Here is a 24,212-nt window from a genome sequence, read left to right on the forward strand (position 1 = left end):
TACTGCAGGGGGGACCCTGTGGGAGAGTAGGACGCCGCCGAACAATTATTGCGGGGAGCCCCGGACCTTTTGGTCCGGGGCTTTTCTGCGTTCAGAGGGGGAATCGGAGTCCACACGGGTGGAATCGGTCAGGACCACCCTTCTCCTCCCCCAGAAGAGTGGTCCTGGTCCTCTTGCGGCTGCTCCTACAGACGCCCGGCAGCCTTCAGAGCCAGATAGGCGTCTGCCAGAGCAGGAGCCAGGTTGTCCGGGGTGGCATCGACGACGGTGACCCCGTGCCGCTGGAGATGTTCGGCGGTGCGTCGGCGTTGGGCCTGGGCCTGCGTGCCGGCGGCAGCGTTGTACACCGCGTCCAGGGTCCCGCGATTGTTGGCCATTTCCGCGATGTGGGGATCGGCGACGGATGCCAGAACCACCGTGTGGCGCTGGGTGAGTTGAGGGAGCACCGGTAGCAGGCCCTCCTCGATCGGAGCAGCGTCCAGACCGGTCAGCAGAACGATGAGGGAGCGACGCGGGGCGTACTTGAGTGCGGTGGCACTGAGGCCTCGGGCATCGGTCTCCACAAGCTCCGGCTCGAGCGGAGCAAGTGCGTTGACCATCGAGGGGAGTACTTCTCCGGCTGCTCGGCCCTGAACCTGGGCTCGGGTGCGGCGGTCGTAGGCGAGGAGGTCCACGCGATCTCCGGCGCGCGTCGCGAGCGCAGTGAGGAGAAGCGCGGCGTCCATGGCTGCGTCCAGGCGTGGGACATCGCCGACGCGGCCGGCCGAGGTGCGGCCGGTGTCGAGGACGATGAGGATGTGGCGGTCCCGTTCGGGCCGCCAGGTCCGTACCGCGACGGTGGTCTGGCGGGCGGTGGCGCGCCAGTCGATCGAACGGGTGTCGTCGCCTGGGACGTACTCGCGGAGGCTGTCGAACTCGGTGCCTTGGCCGCGTGTCAGCACGCTGGTCCGGCCGTCGAGCTCGCGCAGTCGGGCAAGGCGGGAGGGCAGATGCTTGCGGCTGGTGAAGGGTGGCAGGACGCGCACGGTCCACGGCACGTCGTGGTTTCCCTGGCGTGCCGCGAGGCCGAGCGGGCCGTACGAACGGACAGTGACGCGCTCTGCCCGGCGGTCACCGCGACGGGTCGGGCGCAGGATCGTGGAGATGCGGCGGCGTTCACCGGCCGGGACCGTCAGCCTGTGGCGGGACGCGGCCTGCTCCGTTCCAGAGACCCAGCTGCTGGGCGGCCAGGCGTCCCGGAGATGGGCACGCAGACGGCGGGCAGTCGGGTTGGTGACGGTGAGCTGGACTTCCGCACTGTCACCGAGTCGAACGGACGTGTCACCGCTTCGGGTGAACTGGAGCTTTCGCACTGGTGCAGCCAGGGCATAGTCGCACAGAATTGCTACTGAGAGTGGTGCGTTGACGGCGAGGATTCCCGCCCAACTGGGCGCGAAGACGCCGACGGGGATGGAGCCTAGGGCGGCGAGGAGAGCTGTTCGTCCGGTGAGGGCCACGGTGTACCGCCTCAGCGGGGGACGGGGACGTGGGTGAGGATCGCGGTGATGACGGAGTCTGCGGTGACTCCTTCCATCTCCGCCTCGGGGCGCAGTTGGATGCGGTGCCGGAGGGTGGGAAGGGCCAGGGCCTTCACGTCATCCGGAATGACATAGTCCCGGCCGGTGAGCCATGCCCAGGCTCGGGCGGTGGACAGCAGTGCGGTGGCGCCTCGGGGAGAGGCGCCGAGGGTGAGTGAGGGGGATTCACGCGTGGCACGGCAGATATCGACGACGTAGCCGGCGATCTCGGGGGAGACGGAAGTCTTCGCCACGGCGGCGCGGGCGGCCTCCAGATCGGCCGGTCCGGCGACGGGGCGGATCCCGGCGGCCTGAAGATCGCGGGGGTTGAAGCCCTCGGCGTGCCGGGAGAGGACATTGATCTCGTCCTGGCGTGAGGGCAGCGGCACCGTCAGCTTGAGGAGAAAGCGGTCGAGCTGGGCTTCGGGGAGGGGGTACGTGCCTTCGTACTCGACCGGGTTCTGGGTTGCGGCGACCAGGAACGGGTCGGGGAGCGGGCGCGGGGTGCCGTCGACCGTGACCTGGCGCTCTTCCATGGCCTCGAGCAGGGACGACTGGGTCTTCGGGGGCGTCCGGTTGATCTCGTCGGCGAGCAGCAGATTGGTGAAGACAGGGCCCGGCTGGAAGGAGAACTGTGCGGTCCGCGCGTCGTAGACCAGCGAGCCGGTGACGTCGCTGGGCATGAGGTCGGGGGTGAACTGGACGCGCTTGGTGTCGAGTTCGAGGGACGCGGCGAGGGCGCGGACGAGGAGCGTCTTGGCGACACCGGGGACGCCTTCGAGGAGGACGTGACCTCGGCAGAGCAGGGCCACGACGAGTCCGGTGACGGCAGAGTCCTGGCCGACCACGGCCTTCGCGATCTCGGCTCGCAGGGCCTCCAGGGAGGCGCGTGCGCTGTCCGAGCTCTCGGGGGTCTCGGGGGTCGGGGCGCTCATGAAGTGCGTACCTCTCTTTCGAGGGCGTCGAGTTGGTCAGCCAGGCGGATGAGGGCGGCGTCGTCGGCCGGTGCCGGGCCGAAAAGGAGGTCCTTGACGTCCCGGTCCCCGTCGACGAGTCGCGCGGACACGGCGGGAAGCAGGGCATCCGGGGAGTGGGCGTCTGCCGGGGCGACGCCCAGGAGGGGGGCGAGCCGGGTGCGGGTGGCGGAGCGGAGTGCCGCGGCGGCGCGGTCGCGGGCGTTGGCCTTGCGGTAGAGGCGGGCGCGGCCCTCGGTGGCTTCCGATGCGCGGATGGCGACGGGCAGCCGTTCGGTCACGAGCGGTCCGAGCCTGCGGGCGCGCCAGACGGCGGCGAGCACTGCGGCGAGGAAGAGCTGGAGCGTGCCCCACAGCCAGCCGGACGGGATCAGGTCGCCGATACCGTTCTCGCCGGCTTCGTCGCCGTTGCCCTCGGCGACGGCGGATTCATCACTGAGCGAAGGGAGGTACCAGACGAGATGAGGCCGGGAGCCCAGGAGTTGGAGCGCGAGTGAGGCGTTGCCCTCCTTGTCGAGGCGCTCGTTGAGCAGGATGTCGGGGGAGCCGAGCAGGACGGTGTCGCCGTCGCCCGGGTCGCTGATCCTGAGCAGCGTCGGCAGACCGTCGCTGAGGTAACAGGCGTCCGCGTCGGGGACGTCGTCCGTGGCGTACCGCTCACCGCCGGTGTCGGCCTTTCCCGCGCGCTCGGCGGCGGGGAAGGTGCACTGGGGGTCGCGAGCGGAGACGGGCGTGCGCGTGTCCGGCCGTACGCCGGGGGCGAGGGTGTCGACAGACGGCGGCCCGGGGGCGACCAGGACCGTGCGGCCGCCCGACGGGACCATGGCGGTGCGTAGGGCCTCCTGCTGGCGTCCCGTCAACAGGTCCGGGGCGACGACCAGGAGCGTGGTGTCGGGGCCGGTGGCCGTGGTGGCCTCGTCGAGGGTGGTGACCACGCGGGTGTCGACCCCCCGGGACCTGAGCAGTTCGGCCACGGCTCGGCTGCCCTGGGCGTCCGCGGAGCGGGGGTCGAGGCGCCCGTGCTGTTCACCGGAGCGTACGGCGGCGATGGCGATCCCGGCGGCGACGAGGACGACCAGTGCGAGCAGTACTCCCCGGCTTCGCGTCCAGATCTGACGGGACGTGAGGGCCGTGGACGTCGTGGAAGTCGTGGCCGCGGTCATTCGGCTGCTCCCTGGGCCGCGGCGCTCAGTTGGGGTTTGGCGCGTTCCACCCGGCTGTCGAGATCCTTGAGGCGCAGATATGTCTGCTGGTCGGCGGTCCGACCGCCGTATGTGACGTCGTCGAAGGCCCGTGCAGCGGCGCGGAGTGCGCCGGCCTCGTCGGGCAGGGGCCGGCCGGCTTCGGCTGCGGCTTCGTCGGCGGTGCGTCCCGGGCGCGGGTCGAGGAGGGCCCGTTCCTCCAGGGAGCGGACGATGGCGCGCATCCGCTCCTGGACGGCCTGGTTGAAGCGCCCGGCGGCGGCGTGCGCCTCGGCAGCGGTGCGGTGCTCCGCGGCGCTGCGCGGACCGTCCTCGAAGAGGGCGTCGCCGGTGGTGAGGCTCCGCTGCGGGGTGCCCAGCCGCCACCACAGCGCCGCGGCCAGGGCGATGACGATCAGAACGATGATGACGAGTCCGACGACTCCGCCCGGTGCGGCGCCGGACGCGGAGTCGAAGATGCCGTCGACCCACTCCCAGAAGCGGTCGAGGCCTCGCTCGAGGAGGTTCGGATCGTTCTCGTGGTACATCGGCCTGGACAGTTCCCGCTCGGCCGCCTCGCGGGCAGGGACGCGCGGGATGTCCACCGGTACGTCGTCGTTCGCGCGGATCAGCGTCCGCGCGGTGATTGCGCCCCCCGTGATGGACACCGCATCAACTCCTGGAGGTGTCGTCGCCCGGGGCGGAGGAACCGCTGCCCGCGACGCCTGCGGCGCGGGCCAGTTCGAGGTCGAGGGCCTCCCGGCGGATGCGCTGGTCCACGTAGAGGAGGACCGTCACGCCGGCCGAGATCGGGTAGGTGATGGCCGAGGCGATCACCGCGCCGATGCCCGTGATGATCAGGAACGGCCAGCCGAACTCGGGGGTGGTGCCGCTGAAGAGTCCGCTGAGTCCGTCGCCGTCGGCCATGTAGGCGAGCAGGCCGAACGGCATGGCGATGATCATCGACACGATGATGGTGAGTACCAGGACCAGCAGCAGGATGCCGAAGGTCCGCCACCAGGCGCCGTTGACCAGCTTGGCGGAGCGGCGCATGGACGGTGCGATGCCTTGCCGCTCCAGCATGAGCGCGGGCGAGGCAAGGGCGTAGCGGACCCAGAGCCAGATGGCGACGACGACGCCGGCGAGGCCACCCAGAGTGCCGAGGGCGTCGGAGCCGAGGAGTATCCCGGGAAGGGCGCCCACGGCGATCGCGGCCGTGCACATGAGCACGATCGCCAGCGTCAGCCCCAGGAGGCTCAGGAGCCGGGGCCGGGCTTCGCTCCAGGCCTCGGAGAGGGTCACCTGGCGCCCCAGCACGGATCGGCTGACCACGATGGTCAGCATGGCCGTGACGAAGAGAGTGGCGATCAAGGCGATGATCAGGGTCGGCACCATGGCGAGCATGCTGAACTGCATGGCGTCGACGGCCTGGTTGAGGGCTTCCTCGGGGCCGGCGTCCGGATCCATGCTCGGAGCCTTCGGGAGCACGTAGCGCTGGACGAGGATGTCGGCGATCTGGGAGATGACGGACACCGTGATCGTGACAGCCAGCACGGGTCGCCAGTGTGCCCGCAGCGTCGACACCGCGCCGTCCAGGATCTCGCCGACGCCGAGGGGCCGGAGCGGGATGACTCCCGGCTTGGCGGCCGGCGGCGGGCCGCCCCAACTGCTCCGCTGCCCACCGCCCCAGCCCGCCTGGACCGGGGGCACAGGCCCGCCACCGGGCGCGGTCGGTGGAGCCCACTGGCCGGCCGGCGGCTGCTGCTTGGACCACTTCGAGGAGGGGCCGGCCGCGTCGGCGGGCTCGTCGGGCCGCGGCACTCCGTCGCCCTGGCCGTCGGAGCGCGCGGATCCGGGCGAGGCCCAGCCCGGAGTGTCGTTCACAGTCGTCCACCTCGTGGATTGGTCATGCGCCCGGCTCGGGGAGCCGGTGCTGGCTCGGCGCCTGTCCGCACGGCGTGGCGGAAGGCCGGCAGCCATCGTGCCACGCGCCGCCCGCCGGTGGACCGGGCTCTGGATCTCCTTCTCACCTTCATTGTCGCTGCCGTAGCGGGCAGACTGGGCGGATGGCTGATCAGCACGTTCATATACCCGTCGGCGAGGACCCTGCGCCGCCGCCCTCGCTGCGCTGGGACGAGCCGCCCGAAGGCCCTGCACTGGTCCTTCTCGACCAGACCCGGCTGCCGGCCGAGGAGGTCGAGCTGGTCTGCACGGACGTCCCGGCGCTGGTGCGGGCGATACGGACCCTGGCCGTGCGGGGGGCGCCGTTGCTCGGTATCGCCGGTGCGTACGGAGTGGCCCTTGCTGCCGAGCGTGGGTACGACGTCGCGGAGGCTGCGGCCATGCTGGAGCGGGCGCGGCCCACCGCGGTCAACCTCGGGTACGGGGTGCGGCGGGCGGCCGACGCGTACCGGGAGGCGGTCGGCAAGGGCGTCGGCGTGGAAGAGGCGGCTGCGGCCGCGCTCGCCGAGGCGAAGGCGCTGCACCGGGAGGACGCCGAGGCGAGTGCGCGGATGACGGACCATGGGCTCGCGCTGCTCGATGAGCTGCTGCCGGGCAGTGGCCACCGGATTCTGACGCACTGCAACACGGGGCGGCTGGTCTCCGGAGGCGAGGGCACGGCTTTTGCGGTGGCGCTGGCCGCGCATCGGGCGGGGCGGTTGCGCATGCTGTGGGTCGACGAGACGCGACCGCTGCTCCAGGGCGCCAGGCTCACCGCGTACGAGGCGGCCGGGAGCGGCATGCCCTACACCTTGCTCACGGACAATGCGGCGGGTTCGCTGTTCGCGGCGGGGCAGGTGGATGCGGTATTGATCGGGGCCGACCGGATCGCCGCGGACGGATCCGTGGCGAACAAGGTGGGGAGCTATCCGCTGGCGGTCCTCGCCAAGTACCACCATGTGCCGTTCATCGTGGTGGCGCCGACCACCACGGTGGATCTGCGGACCGCGGACGGAGCGTCGATAGAGGTGGAACAGCGGCCGGGGCGGGAGGTGACGGAGGTCATGGCGCCGCAGAGTGCGGGTGCCGAGTCCGGCGGCGGGCTTCCGGTCGCCCCGCTGGGAACCCTTGCGTACAACCCTGCGTTCGACGTCACGCCGCCGGAACTCGTGACGGCCGTCGTCACCGAAGAAGGAGTCGTGTCCCCGGTCACCGGGGGCGGAATAGCGGAGCTGGGTGTCAGGTCACGCCAGGTAACGATCAGCTGATGGGATGATGTCGATCCGATCGACGAAAGCGACCCCTCCCACCTGCGGCGATTCGCAGGGAGAGGGGCCGTGACATCCAACGGCTGCATCAACGGCTGCATCACGTGGCCTCGGAGTCCGACTCGAGCGGCCTCCAGTTGCCGGATGCGGGCGGCCACCGCTCCGGGCCCGGCACGCCGGCCGCGCAGCTGGAGCGAGCAACGCCAGAGATCCGCAAGACGGTAGACCCGCTGTGGCTGGGGCGGTCGGCTCCACCGCTTTACGCAGCCACCATGGGGGCGAGCCTCGAAGACCATGGCCCCAGATCGGGCTATTGCGGGCAGGCGAGGAGCCGGCCCGATTCGCGGCCAGCGTAAGGGGCCATGATCTCTCGCCCCATGGCGGCTCCCGCCCAAAGCCGCTCCACCGACCACATCACGTGCTCCAGGGCTCGGTCTGCTCCCCTGCCGTTCGGCGTTGGAGGGGTATGCGACCAGTGGTGGCCGCCGATCTCCGGGCGAGCAGTGCCACGGCAAGATCAAGCACCTGGTAAAGCCGACCGCGGCGACTGCCGGTGAAACGTCGCGGAGGGGGCCGCAGAGAATGCTCGCTTCCTGGGCGCCGTTTCCAGGCTGCCGCACGCATGCCGTCCACTCGCTGCGCCCGCCTCGCGGCCCGTCAGCGGGCTTGCACGACCGAACTGGTATCAACCACGGCTGCGACGTTGTCACAGGGCAGAGCGCCATCCGGTCAATTGCCCCGTAAGAGGCAAATTAACTTCTATGGCCCATGTTGCCCATTCCTGGCCATCCGAGGACGACAGCCCGATGACTACGACCCCGATCAGGACCGACCGACTGACACTCGGTAGGCAGATGCACGCGTCTGACATATCCGACTCGGCGTTCGCGCTGCTCGACGAGCAGGGGACGGTGGTCGCGTGGACGCAGGCCGCCGAGCACCTTGTCGGATACTCAGCCAGCGAGGTGGTCGGCCGGTCTGCCGCGCTCGTCCTGCCATGCTTCGGTGAAGCGTCGACGATGTCGGCGTTCGTCGAGCGGTGCCGTGCCCGGAACGGCTGGTCGGGCGCGACGGCGGTGCGCCACCGGGACGGCCGCATGCTCGACGTCGGCCTGCGGATCTCGTTGGTACGGGGGCAGGACGGAGCAGTGCGGTGGCTCGCTTCCGTGACCGACATGGGCACGCTGTCCGGGGACGCGGTGAATGGATCGGTACAGGGATCGATTCTTGACCGCGCGCCGATCGGCGTCGTGGTCCGTGACCTGGAGCTGCGTTGCAGCTGGGTGAACGACGCGGTGGAGAGCCACAACGGCATCTCCCGGGACCGGCGGCTCGGATTCCGGATGACCGACGCGTGGCCCGGTATCGAGGCCGAAGTGGCCGAGGCGGTGATGCGGAGGGTACTGAGGAGCGGTAGCACCAAGGTCCACGAGTACCGGACGTGGCTGCCGACGAGTCGGGGTGAGGAGCGCCCGTACGCCGTTTCGTTCTCCTGTCTCCAGGGCGCCGACGGCCGAGCCCTGGGGGTGTGCGTCATCAGCGTTGATCTCACCGAGAGTCGGCAGGAGCGCGAGCGCCTGGCGGTTCTCGGGGAGGCGGGCACGTGCCTGGGCAGCACCCTGGATGTGATGCAGACCGGTCAGGAACTGGCCGATCTCGCCGTGCCCCTGTTCGCCGACTACGTCGCCGTGGACCTGGAGGAGTCGGTCCCGTTCGGTGAGGGGCCCCCGGTCCGCATCGGCTCGATCGGCGAGCGTTTCCCCGTTCTTCGGCGTGCTGGCGTGGCCTCGATCCGCCCAGGGGTGCCGGAGTCCGCGTGGGAGCGCGGTGAGCCCGTTCACCTACCGCCCGCCTCGCCCTTCATCGACGTCCTGCGCACCGGCAGGTCACACATACTGCCGGTCCTGAACACTGCTCCGGGCTCATGGATCGACAAGGACCCGGAGCGGGCCCAGAAGATCCGTGAGACCGGCATGCACTCCGCGATGCTCGTACCCATCCGTGCCCGGCGCACGCTACTGGGCGCGGCGGTGTTCGTCCGCACCGAGAACCCGATGCCGTTCCAAGAGTGCGATCTGCTCCTGGCCGAGGAGCTCGTCGGCCGCGCTGCGGTGTCGTTGGACAACGCTCGCCAGTACTGCCGCGAGCAGACCGCAGCGCTCGCGGTCCAACGCAGTCTGCTCCCGCGCCGTCTCAGGGGAGGCTTGGCGGTGGAGGCGGTCTCGCGCTACCTGCCTGCAGACGTGGACCGCGGTGTCGGGGGCGACTGGTTCGATGTGATCCCGCTGTCCGGTGCCCGGGTGGCCCTCGTGGTCGGCGATGTGGTCGGGCACGGCCTCGACGCCGCCGTGGCCATGGGAGGGCTCCGCACCGCGGTCCGCACGCTCGCGGACATGGAGCTGCCTCCCGACGAACTGCTGGCCCGTCTCGACGACACGGTCCAGCGACTGGCGGAAGAGGACACCGATGACCCGGACCAGGCTGCCACGGTGGTGGGCGCCACCTGTCTGTATGCCGTCTACGACCCGGTCAACCGGAAGTGCACCATGGCAACGGCCGGACACCTCCCGCCCGCGATCATCGACCCACAGGCCCGGGTGACCTTCCCCGACCTTCCCACCGGAGCCCCGCTCGGCATCGGGCTAGGGGTCCCTTTCGAGGCCGTCGAGCTGGAACTGCCCGAGGGGAGTCTCCTCGCCCTGTACACCGACGGCCTGGTCGAGACCCGAGGACAGGACATCGAGGAGGGAATGCACCGCCTGGGCACCGCCCTGGCACAACCGGATCTCTCCCTGGAGGACCTCTGCACCCGCGCGATGGAGCCCGTCCAAGGCCAGGCGGCGTGCGACGACGCCAGCCTGCTCCTGGTCCGCACCCGCGCACTCAGCCCGGCCCAGGTCGCCTCCTGGACACTGCCGAGCGACGACATCGCTGCCCGCCGCGCCCGGCACCTGGCCGCCGGTCAGCTGGCCGAATGGGGACTGGAAGGTCTCGAGGATTCCACGAAGCTGATCGTCAGCGAACTGGTCAGCAATGCCGTCCGCCACAGCGACGGCCCGATTCGCCTGCGTCTGACCCGGCACGAGGTCCTGACCGTCGAAGTGTCGGATACCGACGCCTTCTCCCCGCGTCCGCGTAACGCGGGCACCTCCGACGAGAACGGCCGCGGCCTCGCCATCGTCTCCCAGCTGTCCCGCCGATGGGGCACCCGCCCGGTGCCGGGCGGCAAGGTCGTGTGGGCCGAGGCGGACCTTGCCCACGCATCCGGCCGCTGATCGATTGCCCGTCGGGGCGCCGACGTCAAGCACGTGAGGTGACCGATCCCGGCACCGCTGGACACTGGGGAGGCTCCGACCTCAGGCTGCGATTCGACGGTCGTTACCCCAATGGACAAGGAGGGTCCGCCGGCGGGCCCTCTTCAGCTGTCCAAGCAGGCTGGCGTACTCCAGTTCCGGCGTCTGTCATTGGGACCCGTCCCATTTCAGGACCAGATACGGTTCGACGGCCGCGAGTGCTGCCCGCATGTCTTGGGTCGCCTCGTAGTACCTCTCGAATCCTCTGTAGCGGAAGTTCCAGCTGGTAGCGAACCGCCTCGTCACTGACGCCGATCCCATGCTGATCTACTCGCCGCGGATGGTCCGCCGCTGGTTGCGCTCGGCGCACACACGCGATCACGTGATCGATGGCTTCTCCGAGGCGTCTGCCGGCCGAACCGCGTGGTGGCCAGCGGAGCGAACAGCGCCCCCACAAGGACACCCACCAGCGCCGGCACAGCCGAGCCATGTCATACCCTCTGATCCGGTTCAGGTCGGTGTCGGGCCGTAGCAAGCCGCTCTGACGATGGCGTCCCTCCAACCAGGGGGAGGGAGCTGACATCCGTTACTGACATCAACGCCGGTGGACGGGGGCAGACAGTGACGACCGCGTACGACTATCGTCACTGGCCAGTGACCTTTCCCACCAGCGACCCTGCCACTGTTATGAGAATGGGATGATGTCGAATATGAAGGGACGCGTCCTTGTCGTCGACGACGACACCGCACTGGCCGAGATGCTCGGGATTGTGCTGCGTGGTGAAGGGTTCGAGCCGTCGTTCGTAGCGGACGGCGACAAGGCACTTGCCGCTTTCCGGGAGGCCAAGCCGGACCTGGTGCTGCTGGATCTCATGCTGCCCGGTAGGGACGGCATCGAGGTGTGCCGGCTCATCAGGGCCGAGTCGGGTGTGCCGATCGTCATGCTCACGGCCAAGAGCGACACTGTCGACGTGGTCGTCGGGCTGGAGTCCGGTGCCGATGACTACATCGTGAAGCCGTTCAAGCCGAAGGAGTTGGTGGCCCGCATCCGGGCAAGGTTGCGGAGGTCGGAGGAGCCTGCTCCCGAGCAGCTCGCGATAGGGGACCTGGTCATCGATGTGGCCGGCCACTCCGTGAAGCGGGACGGGCAATCGATCGCGCTGACCCCGCTCGAGTTCGATCTGCTCGTAGCGCTGGCCCGTAAGCCGTGGCAGGTGTTCACCCGTGAGGTGCTGCTCGAGCAGGTGTGGGGCTACCGCCATGCCGCCGACACCCGGCTGGTCAACGTCCATGTGCAGCGACTTCGCTCCAAGGTCGAGAAGGACCCGGAGCGGCCGGAGATCGTGGTGACCGTCCGTGGCGTCGGTTACAAGGCCGGACCGAGCTGACATGACCGTGGGCAGCACTGCTCCGAAGCCCGGGGGGCCGGGAGTCCGTACGGGGCGGGCTGCCGGGCCCGGGCGTGGGCATTCACGTGTGGGGCGGGTTTTCCAGGACGGGGCGCCGGGTGGACCGGTGCTCCGGATGGCCGTACGGCTGGTGCGGCGACCGCTGCTGCCCGCCGTGCGGCTGTGGCGTCGGAACATCCAGCTGCGGGTGGTCGCGAGCACGCTGCTGATGTCGCTCGGCGTGGTGCTGCTGCTCGGTCTCGTGGTCATCGGCCAGGTCCGCAACGGACTGCTGGACGCGAAGGAGCAGGCGGCGCTCAGCCAGGCCGCCGGCGGTTTCGCGGCGGCGCAGGACAAGGCGGTCGCCATCGGGGGCCCCGACGGTGACGCCACCGACGGCAGGCCCGGCAGCGGAGCCGTCAACTGGCGGTCCGAGCTCGTGAAGCAGCTGGCCAGTGGCGGCCAGGGCGCCTACCACGTGGTGGCGCTCAGCCCGGACTCCGAGGACGCCGGGACCAGCCGGGGTCCGCGGGCGTCCGGCGACGTGGACGTGACGAGCATTCCCGAGGCCCTGCGCAGCTCGGTCGCGCAGGGGACGGGCACGTTCCAGACGTACGTCAAGATCAAGTACTCGGTTCCGAAGGAGCCCGAGGCCGGGCTGGCCGTCGGCAAGCGTCTCAACGACGTCGCGGGCAACGCGTACGAGCTGTACTACCTCTTCCCGCTGACGCAGGAGGAGGAGTCGCTCAGCCTGGTCAAGGGGACGCTGGCGACGGCCGGACTGTTCGTGGTCGTGCTGCTCGGGGCGATCGCGTGGCTGGTCGTGCGGCAGGTCGTCACACCCGTTCGGATGGCCGCCGGGATCGCCGAGCGGCTCTCCGCCGGGCGGCTCCAGGAGCGGATGAAGGTCACCGGCGAGGACGACATCGCCAGGTTGGGCGAGGCCTTCAACAAGATGGCGCAGAACCTCCAGCACAAGATCCAGCAACTGGAGGACCTGTCCAGGATGCAGCGGCGCTTCGTCTCGGACGTGTCGCACGAGCTGCGCACCCCGCTGACGACCGTACGGATGGCGGCCGACGTCATCCATGAGGCACGGAGCGACTTCGACCCGGTGACGGCGCGCTCCGCGGAGCTGCTCGGGGACCAGCTCGACCGGTTCGAGTCGTTGCTGTCCGATCTGCTGGAGATCAGCCGCTTCGACGCGGGCGCGGCCGCGCTGGAGGCCGAGCCGATAGATCTCCGCGAGGTCGTGCGCCGGGTGATCGGCGGGGCCGAGCCGCTGGCCGAGCGCAAGGGCAGCCGGATCCGCGTGGTCGGCGACGAGCAGCCCGTGGTCGCCGAGGCCGACGCCCGGCGTATCGAGCGGGTCCTGCGCAACCTCGTCGTCAACGCCGTCGAGCACGGCGAGGGACGCGATGTGGTCGTACGCATGGCTTCGGCCGGCGGGGCGGTCGCGGTGGCCGTGCGTGACTACGGCGTGGGACTGAAGCCCGGGGAGGCGACACGCGTGTTCAACCGCTTCTGGCGGGCCGACCCGGCGCGGGCGCGCACCACGGGTGGTACGGGCCTCGGCCTGTCCATCGCCGTCGAGGACGCACGGCTGCACGGCGGCTGGCTGCAGGCGTGGGGCGAACCGGGCGGTGGCTCGCAGTTCCGCCTGACCCTGCCGCGCACCGCGGACGAACCGCTGCGCGGATCGCCGATACCGCTGGAGCCCGAGGACTCCCGGCGTGCCCGTGAGCGCGCTGCGGCCGACGAGGCGAACAGTGGTGCGCAGCGGCTGACGACCGTTCCGGTGCAGCCAGGCGCCGATCGCCTGCCGATGCCGGTGCCCGCCCGGGCAGCGGTGCCTGCGCACGCCACGGGGGTGGACCCGACGGCCCTGCCGGGCAGCGGGGCCCGTGTCGTGGCACGTCAGGCCGGGGAGCGGCTCGGTGAGGGCGAGACGGCCGGACGGAACTCGGAGCGGGAGGACACGACACGTGGGCGCTGAGCGTCGTGGTTACGGCGGTGGGCGCGCGGCGCGGACACTCGTGCTGCCCACCTGTGCCGCCGTACTGCTGTCAGGGTGTGCGTCGATGCCCGACAGCGGGGACGTGGAGCAGGTCAAGGCCACCAAGGGCGCGGACTCGCAGGTGCGCGTCCTGGCCGTACCGCCCCGCGAGGATGCGGTGCCCGATGAGATCGTCGTCGGCTTCCTGGAGGCCATGACCAGTGACGATCCGAGGTTCGCGACGGCACGCAAGTATCTGACGAAGCGCGCCGCCAAGGAGTGGAAGCCGGAGCAGCTGACGACGGTGCTGACCGAGGCGCCCGACCCCGGGAATGCGGAAACCGGGGCGGGGGACGACACTCGCAGCTACTCGCTGTCCGGTGAGCTGATCGCGACGGTGGACCGGCACGCGTATCAGGCGGCGGCGCCCACCCAGTACAGCGGGACGCTGCGCCTGGTGCGGCAGAACGGGGCGGACGGCAAGAGCAAGGAGTGGCGGATCGATTCCGCCCCGCAGGGCCTTGTGCTGGGGGAGAGCGACTTCCAGCGCAACTACCGTTCGGTCAACAAGTACTACTTCGCGTCCGGGCAGCAGTCGGTGGTCGCGGACCCGGCGTACATCCGGCAGCGGGAGGATCCCGTGACGCGGATGGACCCGGTTGCGCAGACGGTTTCGGCGCTGTTCGAGGGCCCGACGAACTGGCTGAAGCCGGTCGTGGGCTCGTCGTTCCCCACGGGTACGGCACTGAGGAAGGGCGTCACGTCCCTGACGCCCGACGACCAGAACCTGCTGAAGGTGCCGCTCAACGACAAGGCGTCCAACGTCGGGCGGACGGTGTGCCAGCGGATGGCGACCCAGCTGCTGCTCACCCTGCGTGACCTGACGTCGCTCCGCGTCGAGCAGGTCGAGCTGCAGCGTGCGGACGGCTCCTCCCTGTGCGTGCTCGGTGCCGACCAGGCAGAGGCGGCCGCTCCGCCGGCGCCGGCGAGCCCGGACAACGTGTACTTCGTCGACGACAACCGGCGGATGGCGGTCGTGGGGGCGGAGGCCAAGACCGTCGACAAAACCACGGTGCGCGGGCCGTTCGGGAGTGGAGAGCTTCAGCTGAGCACCGTGGCCGTGGCGCGCAACGGTCAGCGCGCGGCCGGCGTCTCGCACGACGGGCTGCGCCTTTACACGGCCTCGATCATGTCCGACGAAGGCCTCACCGCCCCCCTGGTGGAGAGCCGCGCCGGCAAGCCCCAGGACCGGCTGTCGACGCCGAGCTGGGACCGGAACGATCTGTGGGTGGCGGACCGCGACCCGGCACGCCCGAGGCTGCTGCGTCTCGAGGACGGTGAGGGTGAGCCCCAGGAGATCAAGGTCGACGGGCTCGACGGCGCCCGGATCGAGTCGCTGCGGGTGGCGGCCGACGGCGTACGGATAGCGCTGCTGCTTTCCAAGGACGGCAAGCGCTCCCTGAAGATCGGCCGGATCGAGCGGCACGTGGACGCCGCGGGAGCCGGCACCGCCTCCGTGGTGGAGCTGCAGTCCGCGGCGCCCCGGCTGGAGTCGGTGACGGCCGTTTCCTGGGCCGGTCCGACCCGTCTGGTCGTGGTCGGCAAGGAGGCCGGGGGCGTGCAGCAGGTGCGCTACATCCAGACCGACGGCTCCCTGTCCCCCGCAGGTGGGCTGCCGGGCCTGAACAAGGTGTCCGCGGTCGCCGCCACCGAGGACGAGGAACAGCCGCTGGTGGCCGTCTCCGACGACGGACTGGTGCGGCTCGCGCCTTCCACGAACTGGCAGACGATGATCGACAAGGGCTCGTCCCCGGTCTACCCGGGGTAGCGCGAGCCTTCAGGAGCCGGTTCTCCACAGCCCGTGGACGGCCGTGGCGACAGTCGCGGGGGAGCGCCGGGGGGAAGTTTTCCACAGGGGTGGCAGGGAGTCCCCCGTGGCCGCACAGTGGTCGTCATGCGGGGTTGGTGGCGCGAGATCTCCGGGCTGGTGTTGCCGATCGCCTGCAGCGGCTGCGGCCGTCCTCGTACGCCCTTGTGCGAGGAGTGCGTGTGGCAGCTGGCCGGTCGGGGGCCGCAGCGGGTACGGCCGTGTCCGGAGCCGGCGGGGCTGCCCGTGGTCTTCGCTGCCGCTCGCTACGAGCACGCGGTCCGGGCCGTGCTGCTGGCGCACAAGGAGCGGGGTGCGCTGGGGCTCGCACGGCCGGTCGGCGCCGCGCTTGCGGGGGCCGTACGGGCGGCGGTGCCGGAGGCCCTCGGCGGCCCGGAGCCGCTGGTGCTCGTGCCCATGCCGTCGGCGCGGCGCGCGGTGCGGGCACGGGGTCATGACGCGGCACGCCGTGTCGCGAGCGCCGCGGCCGGGGTGCTCCGGCGCTCGGGGGCGCATGCCTGCGCGCTCCCGGTACTGCGGCAGTGCCGTGAGGTGGCGGACCAGTCGGGTCTCTCGGCCCGCCGGAGGCTGGCGAACATGGCGGGGGCCCTGGAGGTGGCGCCCGGTGCCGAGCGGCTGCTGGAGGGCCGCAGAGCCGTTCTGGTGGACGATCTGATGACGACCGGAGCCTCGCTGGTGGAGGCGGCGCGGGCACTGCGTGTCGCCACCGCCGGAAGCGCCGGGATGAGTGCGGCCGTGGTCGCCGCACCACCTCTGTCCTTCGGGGTTGGCCGGAACTGACAGGGAAGTTTGCAATGTTGCAGGTAGTGACCGGGGGAAATCGCCTGAATGGACGTACGCGCTGGTAGCGGGTGCCGACAACGGTCCTGGCGAGCTATGTTCGGTGGTGAGGAATGGTGAACTCTGCCCCTCATCGAATACATGGTCGGGTTAAGGCCAGGTGTTGATGAAGGAACCCCAGAACCTCGAAGTTGGTGGGGTGGGGATCTTGCCGATGGGGGAGGAGGAGGTGAAAGTCACCAAGTCCGAGGCTCCGGTGCTCACCGGGGCCTGGTGCAAAAGGGAGACGCTCCGCGACGAGTGCGGAGCAATCCGGGAACGGAGTTCTGCGTGGACATCGTCGTCAAGGGCCGCAAGACCGAGGTGCCCGAGCGGTTCCGCAAGCACGTGGCCGAGAAGCTGAAGCTGGACAAGATCCAGAAGCTCGACGGCAAGGTGATCAGCCTGGACGTCGAGGTGTCCAAGGAGCACAACCCGCGGCAGGCCGACCGTTCCGACCGCGTGGAGATCACACTTCTTTCACGCGGCCCGGTGATCCGGGCCGAAGCAGCGGCAGGCGACCCGTACGCAGCGCTCGACCTGGCCACGGCCAAGCTGGAGGCTCGACTGCGCAAGCAGCACGACAAGCGCCACACGCGCCGAGGCAACGGCAGGCTGTCGGCAGCGGAGGTCGCGGACGTCGTTCCTGGCGTGGCCCAGTTGAACGGGAGCGGTAAGCCCGTCTCCGAGGAAGCATCCAACGCCATTCCCACCACCAGGATGGGCTCGCTCGAAGTGCAGGGCGAAGGACCGCTGGTGGTCCGCGAGAAGCATCACGTGGCCGCCCCGATGACGCTCGACCAGGCTCTCTACGAGATGGAGTTGGTCGGGCACGACTTCTATCTGTTCGTCGACTCCGAAACCAAGGAGCCCAGTGTCGTCTACCGGCGACACGCCTATGACTACGGCGTCATTCACCTGCAGACCGACCCGCTCGCCGGGAACGAGTCGGGCGGCGCCGGTGGTGCGCTCGGCGGCTGATCCCGTCTTTCCGTGGTGCCCCTGGTGCGCCCTCTGCGCCCCCAGGGGCACCACCGTGCCGCCACGGGAACACCGCCGCTGTCGTGCAGGCATGGAATCATGGCGACCCGAGCCAACCGGTGCGCCGTGGACTGCGGTTGGCAGACCGCAGATGAACGAGGGCCATGGCCTCAGGGGGAGGAACGATGGCGGACAGCTTCGGGCCGGTGCAGGGCGCGGACGACGCGGGGAGCACGGACGGCGGGGAGACGGGTGTCTCCCGGAAGGAGCCGATCCGGGTTCTCGTGGTGGACGACCATGCGCTCTTCCGCCGCGGGCTGGAGATCGTCCTTGCCCAGGAGGAGGACATCCAGGTGGTCGGCGAGGCCGGTGACGGCGCGGAGGCCGTCGACAAGGCCGCCGATCTGTTGCCGGACATCGTGCTGATGGACGTACGGATGCCGAAGCGCGGTGGGATCGAAGCCTGCACCTCGATCAAGGAGGTGGCCCCCAGCGCGAAGATCATCATGCTGACGATCAGCGACGAGGAGGCCGATCTCTACGACGCGATCAAGGCCGGTGCGACGGGATACCTCCTCAAGGAGATCTCCACGGACGAGGTGGCCACGGCGATCCGCGCCGTGGCCGACGGCCAGTCGCAGATCAGCCCTTCCATGGCGTCGAAGCTGCTCACCGAGTTCAAGTCGATGATCCAGCGCACCGACGAGCGCCGTCTGGTGCCGGCGCCCCGGTTGACCGACCGGGAGCTGGAGGTCCTCAAGCTGGTGGCGACGGGGATGAACAACCGGGATATCGCCAAGGAGCTGTTCATCTCCGAGAACACGGTGAAGAACCACGTGCGCAACATCCTGGAGAAGCTTCAGCTGCACTCCAGGATGGAGGCGGTGGTGTACGCGATGCGGGAGAAGATCCTCGAGATCCGGTAGCCGGTGGGCGGCGAGATCGTGGCTGCGGCTGGGGGTTCGGGGGCGTCGCCCGGAAGAGCACTGCGCGATGCGGGGGAGATCCTCGAGCCTTCTCAGGCGAGGGCCGCCACAAGGGGGGCCGTCAGCTCGGGGCGGTCGACGCGTTCGACGCGGACCGAGTCGCAGCCCACCCACTCCGCCGCTTCCAGCAAGGCCTGGGCCATGGGGCGGACCGCCTTCGGGGTGTCCAGGGAGACCTGCCGCGCGACCAGGGTCGTGCCCTCGCGAGCCGGGTCGACCCGGCCCAGCAGCTTGCCGCCCGAGAGGAGCGGCATCGCGAAGTAGCCGTACACCCGCTTGGCCTTGGGGACGTACGCCTCCAGGCGGTGGGTGAAGCCGAAGATCCGCTCGGTGCGTGCGCGCTCCCAGATCAGCGAGTCGAACGGCGACAGCAGCGTCGTACGGTGACGTCCGCGCGGCTCACTCGCCAGGGCCTCCGGGTCCGCCCAGGCTGCCTTGTCCCAGCCCTCGACCCGGACGGGTACGAGCCCCGAGTCGGCGATCACGGCGTCGAACTGCTCGCCCTTGAGCCGGTGGTAGTCGGCGATGTCCGCGCGGGTGCCCACCCCGAGGGCCTGCCCGGCCAGCCGCACCAGGCGCCGCATGCACTCGCGGTCGTCCAGCTCGTCGTGGAGGAACTCGTCCGGGATCGCGCGCTCGGCGAGGTCGTACACCCGCTTCCAGCCGCGCCGCTCGGTGCACACCACCTCGCCGTACATCAGGGCCCGCTCGACGGCGACCTTCGACTCGGACCAGTCCCACCACTCCCCACCGTTCTTCGCGCCGCCCAGTTCGGTGGCGGTGAGCGGTCCTTCGGCACGCAGTTGCTTGATCACCGCGTCGTAGGCACCGTCCGGCAGGTCGTGGTACCAGTGCGGACGGGAGCGGTAGGCGCGGCGGCGGAAGGCGAAGTGCGGCCACTCCTCGACGGGGAGGACGCAGGCCGCGTGCGACCAGTACTCGAAGGCGTGCGTCTCCGTCCAGTACGCGTCCTCGACCGTTTTGCGGCCGACCGCGCCCAGGCGCGCGTACGGGATCAGCTCGTGCGAGCGGGCCAGCACCGAGATCGTGTCCAGCTGAACGGCGCCGAGGTGGCGCAGCACGCCGCGCACGCCGCCCCGCCGGTCGGGGGCACCGAGGAACCCCTGGGCGCGCAGCGCTATGCGGCGGGCGTCGTCGGCGGACAGGTCGGCAACGGCGGGCGGCACGGTCGTCATGTCCGGCACCTTAGAGGGCGGCACTGACAGGCATGCTCTGACCAGCGAGATCAGGACGGGACCCGCCCTCGGCGCCTGGTGTCCGGCGACCGCCGCCCGATGGCCCCGACGCCCGCCGGTCAGGTGGCCCGGCGTCCCGCGTCGCCGCCGGCGCACCGACGCGCCGCCTGTGTCACGCCTTCGCGGGCAGATACGGGACCGCCGACACCAGCCCCAGGTCCGAGGGCAGCAACGACGCGACCCAGCTGTCCCGGAGCGTCTCCCGGTTCTGCAGGCCCGCGCGCTGGATGCCCTCGACCGTGAAGCCGGCCTTCTCGGCGACGGCACGCGATCCCACGTTGCCGACCTCGGCACGCCATTCCAGGCGGATGCACTCCAGCTCGGTGAAGGCCCAGCGGGCCAGCGCCAGCGCCGTCTCCGCCGCGTAGCCGTGACCCCGGTGCTCCTTGGCCGTCCAGAAGCCGACCTCCCACGCACCCGCGCGCGGGTGGTGCAGGCTGGCCGACGCGAGGAGCGGACCGCCGCCCCGGGGACGTACGCAGAAGCTGTACGCCGAGTCGTTGCGCCAGCCGTCCGGGACGATCAGGCCGACGAACTCCTCCGCGTGCTGTCGCTCGTACGGCACGGGAATCGCCGGGATCCAGCGCTGGATGCCGGGATCCTGACAAGCCGCACGGACCTCTTCCGCGTCGTCCGGCGTGAAGGTGCGCAGCGCGAGCCGCTCGGTGATGAGAGTGATGGGCTCCATGAAGGGATTCTGGTGACTCTCCGTCCGGCGTGCGAACACTTTTCGGGGTCGGCGGCACCTTCCGCGCTTTCCGTACGTTGTCCTGATGCGCGGCAGTCGGTCTTTGTCCGGGACGCGCACATGGGCGAAGCCCCGTGGGGGAGGACCTCCCGGCTTGGCGGGGTCCTCGCTTACGATGGCCGTTGCGGTGGGGCCCACCTGCCGTGCCCGCGCCAGTGTCCATCACACGACCCAGTGCCAGGCCCGACCGGCAAGGAGACCAACCTCAGTGTCCGTCTTCAACAAGCTCATGCGTGCAGGCGAAGGCAAGATCCTGCGCAAACTGCACCGCATCGCGGACCAGGTCAACTCCATCGAGGAGGACTTCGTCACCCTCTCCGACGCCGAGTTGCGCGCGCTCACCGATGAGTACAAGGAGCGCTTCGCCGACGGTGAGAGCCTCGACGACCTGCTGCCCGAGGCCTTCGCGACCGTCCGCGAGGCCGCCAAGCGCGTTCTCGGCCAGCGTCACTACGACGTCCAGCTCATGGGTGGCGCCGCGCTGCACCTCGGCTATGTCGCCGAAATGAAGACCGGTGAGGGCAAGACCCTCGTCGGCACGCTCCCGGCGTACCTCAACGCGCTCTCGGGCAAGGGTGTCCACCTGATCACGGTCAACGACTACCTGGCCGAGCGCGACTCCGAGATGATGGGCCGGGTGCACAAGTTCCTCGGCCTGGATGTCGGCTGCATTCTGGCCAACATGACGCCCGCGCAGCGCCGTGAGCAGTACGCGTGCGACATCACGTACGGCACGAACAACGAGTTCGGCTTCGACTATCTGCGCGACAACATGGCGTGGTCGAAGGAGGAGCTCGTCCAGCGCGGTCACAACTTCGCGATCGTCGACGAGGTCGACTCGATCCTCGTCGACGAGGCCCGTACGCCGCTGATCATCTCCGGCCCCGCCGACCAGGCCACCAAGTGGTACGGCGACTTCGCCAAGCTGGTGACGCGCCTCACCAGGGGCGAGCCGGGCAACCCCCTGAAGGGCATCGAGGAGACCGGCGACTACGAGGTCGACGAGAAGAAGCGGACCGTCGCCATCCACGAGTCCGGCGTCTCCAAGGTCGAGGACTGGCTGGGCATCGACAACCTCTACGAGTCGGTGAACACGCCGCTCGTGGGTTACCTGAACAACGCCATCAAGGCCAAGGAGCTCTTCAAGAAGGACAAGGACTACGTCGTCATCGACGGCGAAGTCATGATCGTCGACGAGCACACCGGCCGTATCCTCGCCGGCCGCCGCTACAACGAGGGCATGCACCAGGCGATCGAGGCGAAGGAAGGGGTGGACATCAAGGACGAGAACCAGACCCTTGCCACGATCACCCTGCAGAACTTCTTCCTCCTCTACAACAAGCTGTCCGGCATGACCGGTACGGCGATGACCGAGGCCGCCGAGTTCCACCAGATCTACAAGCTGGGCGTCGTCCCGATCCCGACGAACCGGCCGATGGTCCGCAAGGACCAGTCCGACCTGATCTACCGGACCGAGGTCGCCAAGTTCGAGGCCGTCGTCGACGACATCGCGGAGAAGCACGAGAAGGGCCAGCCGATCCTCGTCGGTACGACGTCGGTCGAGAAGTCCGAGTACCTCTCGCAGCAGCTCAACAAGCGGGGCATCCAGCACGAGGTGCTCAACGCCAAGCAGCACGACCGTGAGGCGATCATCGTCGCCCAGGCCGGCCGCAAGGGCGCGGTCACGGTCGCCACGAACATGGCCGGCCGTGGTACGGACATCAAGCTCGGCGGCAACCCCGACGATCTGGCGGAGGCGGAGCTGCGCCAGCGCGGCATGGACCCCGTCGAGCACGTCGAGGAGTGGGCCGCGGCCCTCCCCGACGCGCTGAAGCGCGCCGAGGCGGCCGTGAAGACGGAGTTCGAGGAGGTCAAGGACCTCGGAGGGCTCTACGTCCTGGGCACCGAGCGGCACGAGTCGCGCCGTATCGACAACCAGCTGCGCGGTCGTTCCGGCCGTCAGGGCGACCCGGGCGAGTCCCGCTTCTACCTCTCGCTCGGCGACGACCTGATGCGCCTGTTCAAGGCCCAGATGGTCGAGCGCGTCATGGCCATGGCCAACGTTCCGGACGATGTCCCGATCGAGAACAAGATGGTGACGCGGGCGATCGCGTCGGCGCAGTCCCAGGTCGAGCAGCAGAACTTCGAGACGCGCAAGAACGTCCTGAAGTACGACGACGTGCTCAACCGGCAGCGCAAGGTCATCTACGCCGAGCGCCGCCGCGTCCTGGAGGGCGAGGACCTGCACGAGCAGATCCGCCACTTCATGGACGACACGATCGACGCGTACATCCAGGCGGAGACCGTCGAGGGCTTCGCCGAGGAGTGGGACCTGGACCGGCTGTGGGGCGCCTTCAAGCAGCTCTACCCGATCAAGGTGACCGTCGACGAGCTGGAGGAGGCGGCGGGCGACCGGGCCGGGATCACCGCCGAGTTCATCGCCGAGACCGTCAAGGACGACATCCACGAGCAGTACGACGAGCGCGAGAAGCAGCTCGGCTCGGACATCATGCGTGAGCTGGAGCGGCGCGTGGTGCTGTCCGTCCTGGACCGCAAGTGGCGCGAGCACCTCTACGAGATGGACTACCTCCAGGAGGGCATCGGCCTGCGTGCGATGGCCCAGAAGGACCCGCTGGTCGAGTACCAGCGCGAGGGCTTCGACATGTTCACCGCGATGATGGAGGGCATCAAGGAGGAGTCCGTCGGCTACCTGTTCAACCTGGAGGTCCAGGTCGAGCAGCAGGTCGAGGAGATCCCGGTGCAGGACGCGGCCGAGAAGACCTCGCTGGCGAAGGAGGACGCGGTGCCTGCGGGTGCGGGCCGTCCGGAGATCCGCGCCAAGGGCCTCGACGCGCCGCAGCGGCCGGACCGGCTGCACTTCTCGGCCCCGACCGTCGACGGTGAGGGCGGCGTTGTGGAGGGCGACTTCACGAACGGTGACGGGCCGGCCCGGTCCGAGTCGGACGGGATGACGCGCGCGGAGCGCCGCAAGGCGCAGAAGAGCAGCGGCGGGCGACGCCGCAAGAAGTAAGCCGCCTTCGCCTCGCGGCTAGCGGCGCAGACGGCCGTGGGGCCGGACACCAGCCGAGGTGTCCGGCCCCACGGCCGTTTCGTTTGCGCTTGTACGGCCGCCTGCGGGGGGTTCGGTGGGTGCTCGGGGCCCGTGGCCTCGGCCCTCTCTGCGCGGGCGGCGTGCCGGGGCCTGAGGGGCTCCTCATGGGCCGGGGCGCCGCACCTGAGGGCAGCAGTCGGCGGCAAGGTGGTCACGAGCCGACGGTGAGGCGTTCGCCGCCCAGTTCCACCGCGGCGCAGCGCCAGCGGAGGTCGGGGCCCTGTTCGAGGCGGAAGGCCATGGCGCGGACGCGGTCGCCTGCGCCGATGCGGGCGAAGGCCTCGATGACGCCGGGGCGGGGGACGTACTCGTCGCAGTGGCGGACGACCGGCCGCAGCCCGTTCGTGGCCAGGGGGGCGCCCGGGGCGAGGCGGATGAGCTGCTCGTACGCGTCCCCGATGGTGTGGCCGAGCATCCAGTGGACCGGGCGGGTGCCGCTGAGGACCGAGAGCAGCCGTTCGGCGAACCAGTAGCGGGGGAGGCGGGACCTGCCGCCGGTGGGCGGCGCGCTGCGGTGTGGTGCGCGCCCCGGGCCGCGGCTGTCGTGGCGGCCGGCGGGCCTCGTACGTGTCCTCGCCGAGGTGAGGTCCATGGCTTGACGCTCCCTTCGATACCCACAGGTAACTTTCGGTGGGGATCTTGTACGGGCGCGGCGGGTGCCGTCGCAAGCGCCGTCGGGCCGTGCGGGAGCGTGCGCAGAAGATCACCTATCCGGGTGACCGGAGGGTGTGCGGGGCCCTGCGGGAAGCGGGTCGGAGGAGGGCCGGAGGCGCGCCGGGGCGGCGCCTGAAAGGGCGGCCGGAAGCAGCCCGATGGGGTACTCCG

17 protein-coding genes are annotated in these 24,212 nt (G+C 70.1%); 9 read left to right on the plus strand and 8 right to left on the minus strand.

Annotation, left to right across the window (positions count from 1 at the left end):
* Positions 1–185 precede the first annotated feature (185 nt).
* The 5 genes from ABT078_RS28430 to ABT078_RS28450 are packed head-to-tail and all read right to left on the minus strand — an operon-like array spanning position 186 to position 5,595.
* Positions 186–1,496 (minus strand): DUF58 domain-containing protein, encoded by a 1,311-nt coding sequence (locus tag ABT078_RS28430; RefSeq protein WP_351232582.1) that lies wholly within the window; start codon positions 1,494–1,496, stop codon positions 186–188.
* An 11-nt stretch (positions 1,497–1,507) separates the two neighbouring features.
* Complete coding sequence (locus tag ABT078_RS28435) at positions 1,508–2,491, minus strand: AAA family ATPase (RefSeq protein ID WP_351232584.1); 984 nt, start codon at positions 2,489–2,491, stop codon at positions 1,508–1,510.
* Positions 2,488–3,693 carry a DUF4350 domain-containing protein gene (locus ABT078_RS28440; protein WP_351232586.1) on the minus strand — a complete coding sequence of 402 codons (1,206 nt, stop codon included), beginning with the start codon at positions 3,691–3,693 and terminating at the stop codon, positions 2,488–2,490. Before ABT078_RS28440 ends, ABT078_RS28435 begins: the two co-directional genes overlap by 4 nt.
* On the minus strand, positions 3,690–4,379 hold the full coding sequence (locus ABT078_RS28445; protein ID WP_351232588.1) for a DUF4129 domain-containing protein: 690 nt from the start codon (positions 4,377–4,379) through the stop codon (positions 3,690–3,692). Before ABT078_RS28445 ends, ABT078_RS28440 begins: the two co-directional genes overlap by 4 nt.
* A 4-nt stretch (positions 4,380–4,383) precedes the next feature.
* Positions 4,384–5,595, minus strand: a complete 1,212-nt coding sequence (locus ABT078_RS28450) for a DUF7544 domain-containing protein (protein WP_351232590.1) — start codon at positions 5,593–5,595, stop codon at positions 4,384–4,386.
* A gap of 182 nt (positions 5,596–5,777) precedes the next feature.
* Between ABT078_RS28450 and mtnA the strand changes: the two genes are divergently transcribed.
* The 8 genes from mtnA (at position 5,778) to ABT078_RS28490 (ending at position 18,211) form a co-directional block, all read left to right on the plus strand.
* The gene (mtnA, locus tag ABT078_RS28455) at positions 5,778–6,920 is read left to right on the plus strand and encodes an S-methyl-5-thioribose-1-phosphate isomerase (protein WP_351232593.1); all 1,143 of its coding nucleotides are present in this window, start codon (positions 5,778–5,780) and stop codon (positions 6,918–6,920) included.
* 854 nt (positions 6,921–7,774) lie between these two features.
* Entirely contained in the window at positions 7,775–10,195 is a 2,421-nt protein-coding gene (locus tag ABT078_RS28460; protein ID WP_351232595.1) for a SpoIIE family protein phosphatase, read from the plus strand.
* 716 nt (positions 10,196–10,911) lie between these two features.
* Positions 10,912–11,601 (plus strand): two-component system response regulator MtrA, encoded by a 690-nt coding sequence (mtrA, locus tag ABT078_RS28465; RefSeq protein WP_351232597.1) that lies wholly within the window; start codon positions 10,912–10,914, stop codon positions 11,599–11,601.
* 1 nt (position 11,602) lies between these two features.
* Complete coding sequence (gene mtrB / locus ABT078_RS28470) at positions 11,603–13,597, plus strand: MtrAB system histidine kinase MtrB (RefSeq protein WP_351232599.1); 1,995 nt, start codon at positions 11,603–11,605, stop codon at positions 13,595–13,597.
* Positions 13,587–15,425 carry an LpqB family beta-propeller domain-containing protein gene (locus ABT078_RS28475; RefSeq protein ID WP_502981369.1) on the plus strand — a complete coding sequence of 613 codons (1,839 nt, stop codon included), beginning with the start codon at positions 13,587–13,589 and terminating at the stop codon, positions 15,423–15,425. Before mtrB ends, ABT078_RS28475 begins: the two co-directional genes overlap by 11 nt.
* A gap of 126 nt (positions 15,426–15,551) precedes the next feature.
* Positions 15,552–16,265 carry a ComF family protein gene (locus ABT078_RS28480; RefSeq protein ID WP_351232603.1) on the plus strand — a complete coding sequence of 238 codons (714 nt, stop codon included), beginning with the start codon at positions 15,552–15,554 and terminating at the stop codon, positions 16,263–16,265.
* A 330-nt stretch (positions 16,266–16,595) separates the two neighbouring features.
* Complete coding sequence (gene hpf, locus ABT078_RS28485) at positions 16,596–17,285, plus strand: ribosome hibernation-promoting factor, HPF/YfiA family (RefSeq protein ID WP_351232605.1); 690 nt, start codon at positions 16,596–16,598, stop codon at positions 17,283–17,285.
* 185 nt (positions 17,286–17,470) lie between these two features.
* Positions 17,471–18,211: a response regulator gene (locus ABT078_RS28490; RefSeq protein WP_351232607.1), complete on the plus strand. Its 741-nt coding sequence runs from the start codon at positions 17,471–17,473 to the stop codon at positions 18,209–18,211.
* A gap of 92 nt (positions 18,212–18,303) precedes the next feature.
* Here ABT078_RS28490 and ABT078_RS28495 read toward each other — a convergent pair whose 3' ends face one another.
* Positions 18,304–19,467, minus strand: coding sequence for a winged helix-turn-helix domain-containing protein (locus tag ABT078_RS28495; RefSeq protein ID WP_351232609.1), 1,164 nt, complete (start codon positions 19,465–19,467; stop codon positions 18,304–18,306).
* A gap of 172 nt (positions 19,468–19,639) precedes the next feature.
* Complete coding sequence (locus ABT078_RS28500; RefSeq protein WP_351232611.1) at positions 19,640–20,215, minus strand: GNAT family N-acetyltransferase; 576 nt, start codon at positions 20,213–20,215, stop codon at positions 19,640–19,642.
* Positions 20,216–20,483: 268 nt separating this feature from the next.
* On the opposite strand from ABT078_RS28500, the gene secA reads away from it, so the two are divergent.
* A complete protein-coding gene (gene secA, locus ABT078_RS28505; RefSeq protein WP_351232613.1) occupies positions 20,484–23,306 on the plus strand; it encodes a preprotein translocase subunit SecA in 2,823 nt (940 codons plus the stop codon).
* 232 nt (positions 23,307–23,538) lie between these two features.
* Here the strand turns inward: secA and ABT078_RS28510 are convergent, their stop codons facing one another.
* On the minus strand, positions 23,539–23,979 hold the full coding sequence (locus tag ABT078_RS28510; protein WP_351232615.1) for an Rv3235 family protein: 441 nt from the start codon (positions 23,977–23,979) through the stop codon (positions 23,539–23,541).
* Positions 23,980–24,212: the final 233 nt, after the last annotated feature.

The organism is Streptomyces sp. NPDC002133 (genome assembly GCF_040296405.1).
Classification (GTDB): Bacteria; Actinomycetota; Actinomycetes; order Streptomycetales; family Streptomycetaceae; genus Streptomyces.

What these genes read in the sequence shown, in the direction of transcription:
- mtnA (WP_351232593.1), top strand. Translation starts at nt 5,778, where the DNA reads ATGGCTGATCAGCACGTTCATATACCCGTCGGCGAGGACCCTGCGCCG.
- ABT078_RS28490 (WP_351232607.1), top strand. Translation starts at nt 17,471, where the DNA reads ATGGCGGACAGCTTCGGGCCGGTGCAGGGCGCGGACGACGCGGGGAGC.
- mtrA (WP_351232597.1), top strand. Translation starts at nt 10,912, where the DNA reads ATGATGTCGAATATGAAGGGACGCGTCCTTGTCGTCGACGACGACACC.
- ABT078_RS28480 (WP_351232603.1), top strand. Translation starts at nt 15,552, where the DNA reads ATGCGGGGTTGGTGGCGCGAGATCTCCGGGCTGGTGTTGCCGATCGCC.
- ABT078_RS28510 (WP_351232615.1), bottom strand. Translation starts at nt 23,979, where the DNA reads ATGGACCTCACCTCGGCGAGGACACGTACGAGGCCCGCCGGCCGCCAC.
- ABT078_RS28500 (WP_351232611.1), bottom strand. Translation starts at nt 20,215, where the DNA reads ATGGAGCCCATCACTCTCATCACCGAGCGGCTCGCGCTGCGCACCTTC.
- mtrB (WP_351232599.1), top strand. Translation starts at nt 11,603, where the DNA reads ATGACCGTGGGCAGCACTGCTCCGAAGCCCGGGGGGCCGGGAGTCCGT.
- ABT078_RS28440 (WP_351232586.1), bottom strand. Translation starts at nt 3,693, where the DNA reads ATGACCGCGGCCACGACTTCCACGACGTCCACGGCCCTCACGTCCCGT.
- ABT078_RS28460 (WP_351232595.1), top strand. Translation starts at nt 7,775, where the DNA reads ATGCACGCGTCTGACATATCCGACTCGGCGTTCGCGCTGCTCGACGAG.
- ABT078_RS28435 (WP_351232584.1), bottom strand. Translation starts at nt 2,491, where the DNA reads ATGAGCGCCCCGACCCCCGAGACCCCCGAGAGCTCGGACAGCGCACGC.
- ABT078_RS28495 (WP_351232609.1), bottom strand. Translation starts at nt 19,467, where the DNA reads ATGACGACCGTGCCGCCCGCCGTTGCCGACCTGTCCGCCGACGACGCC.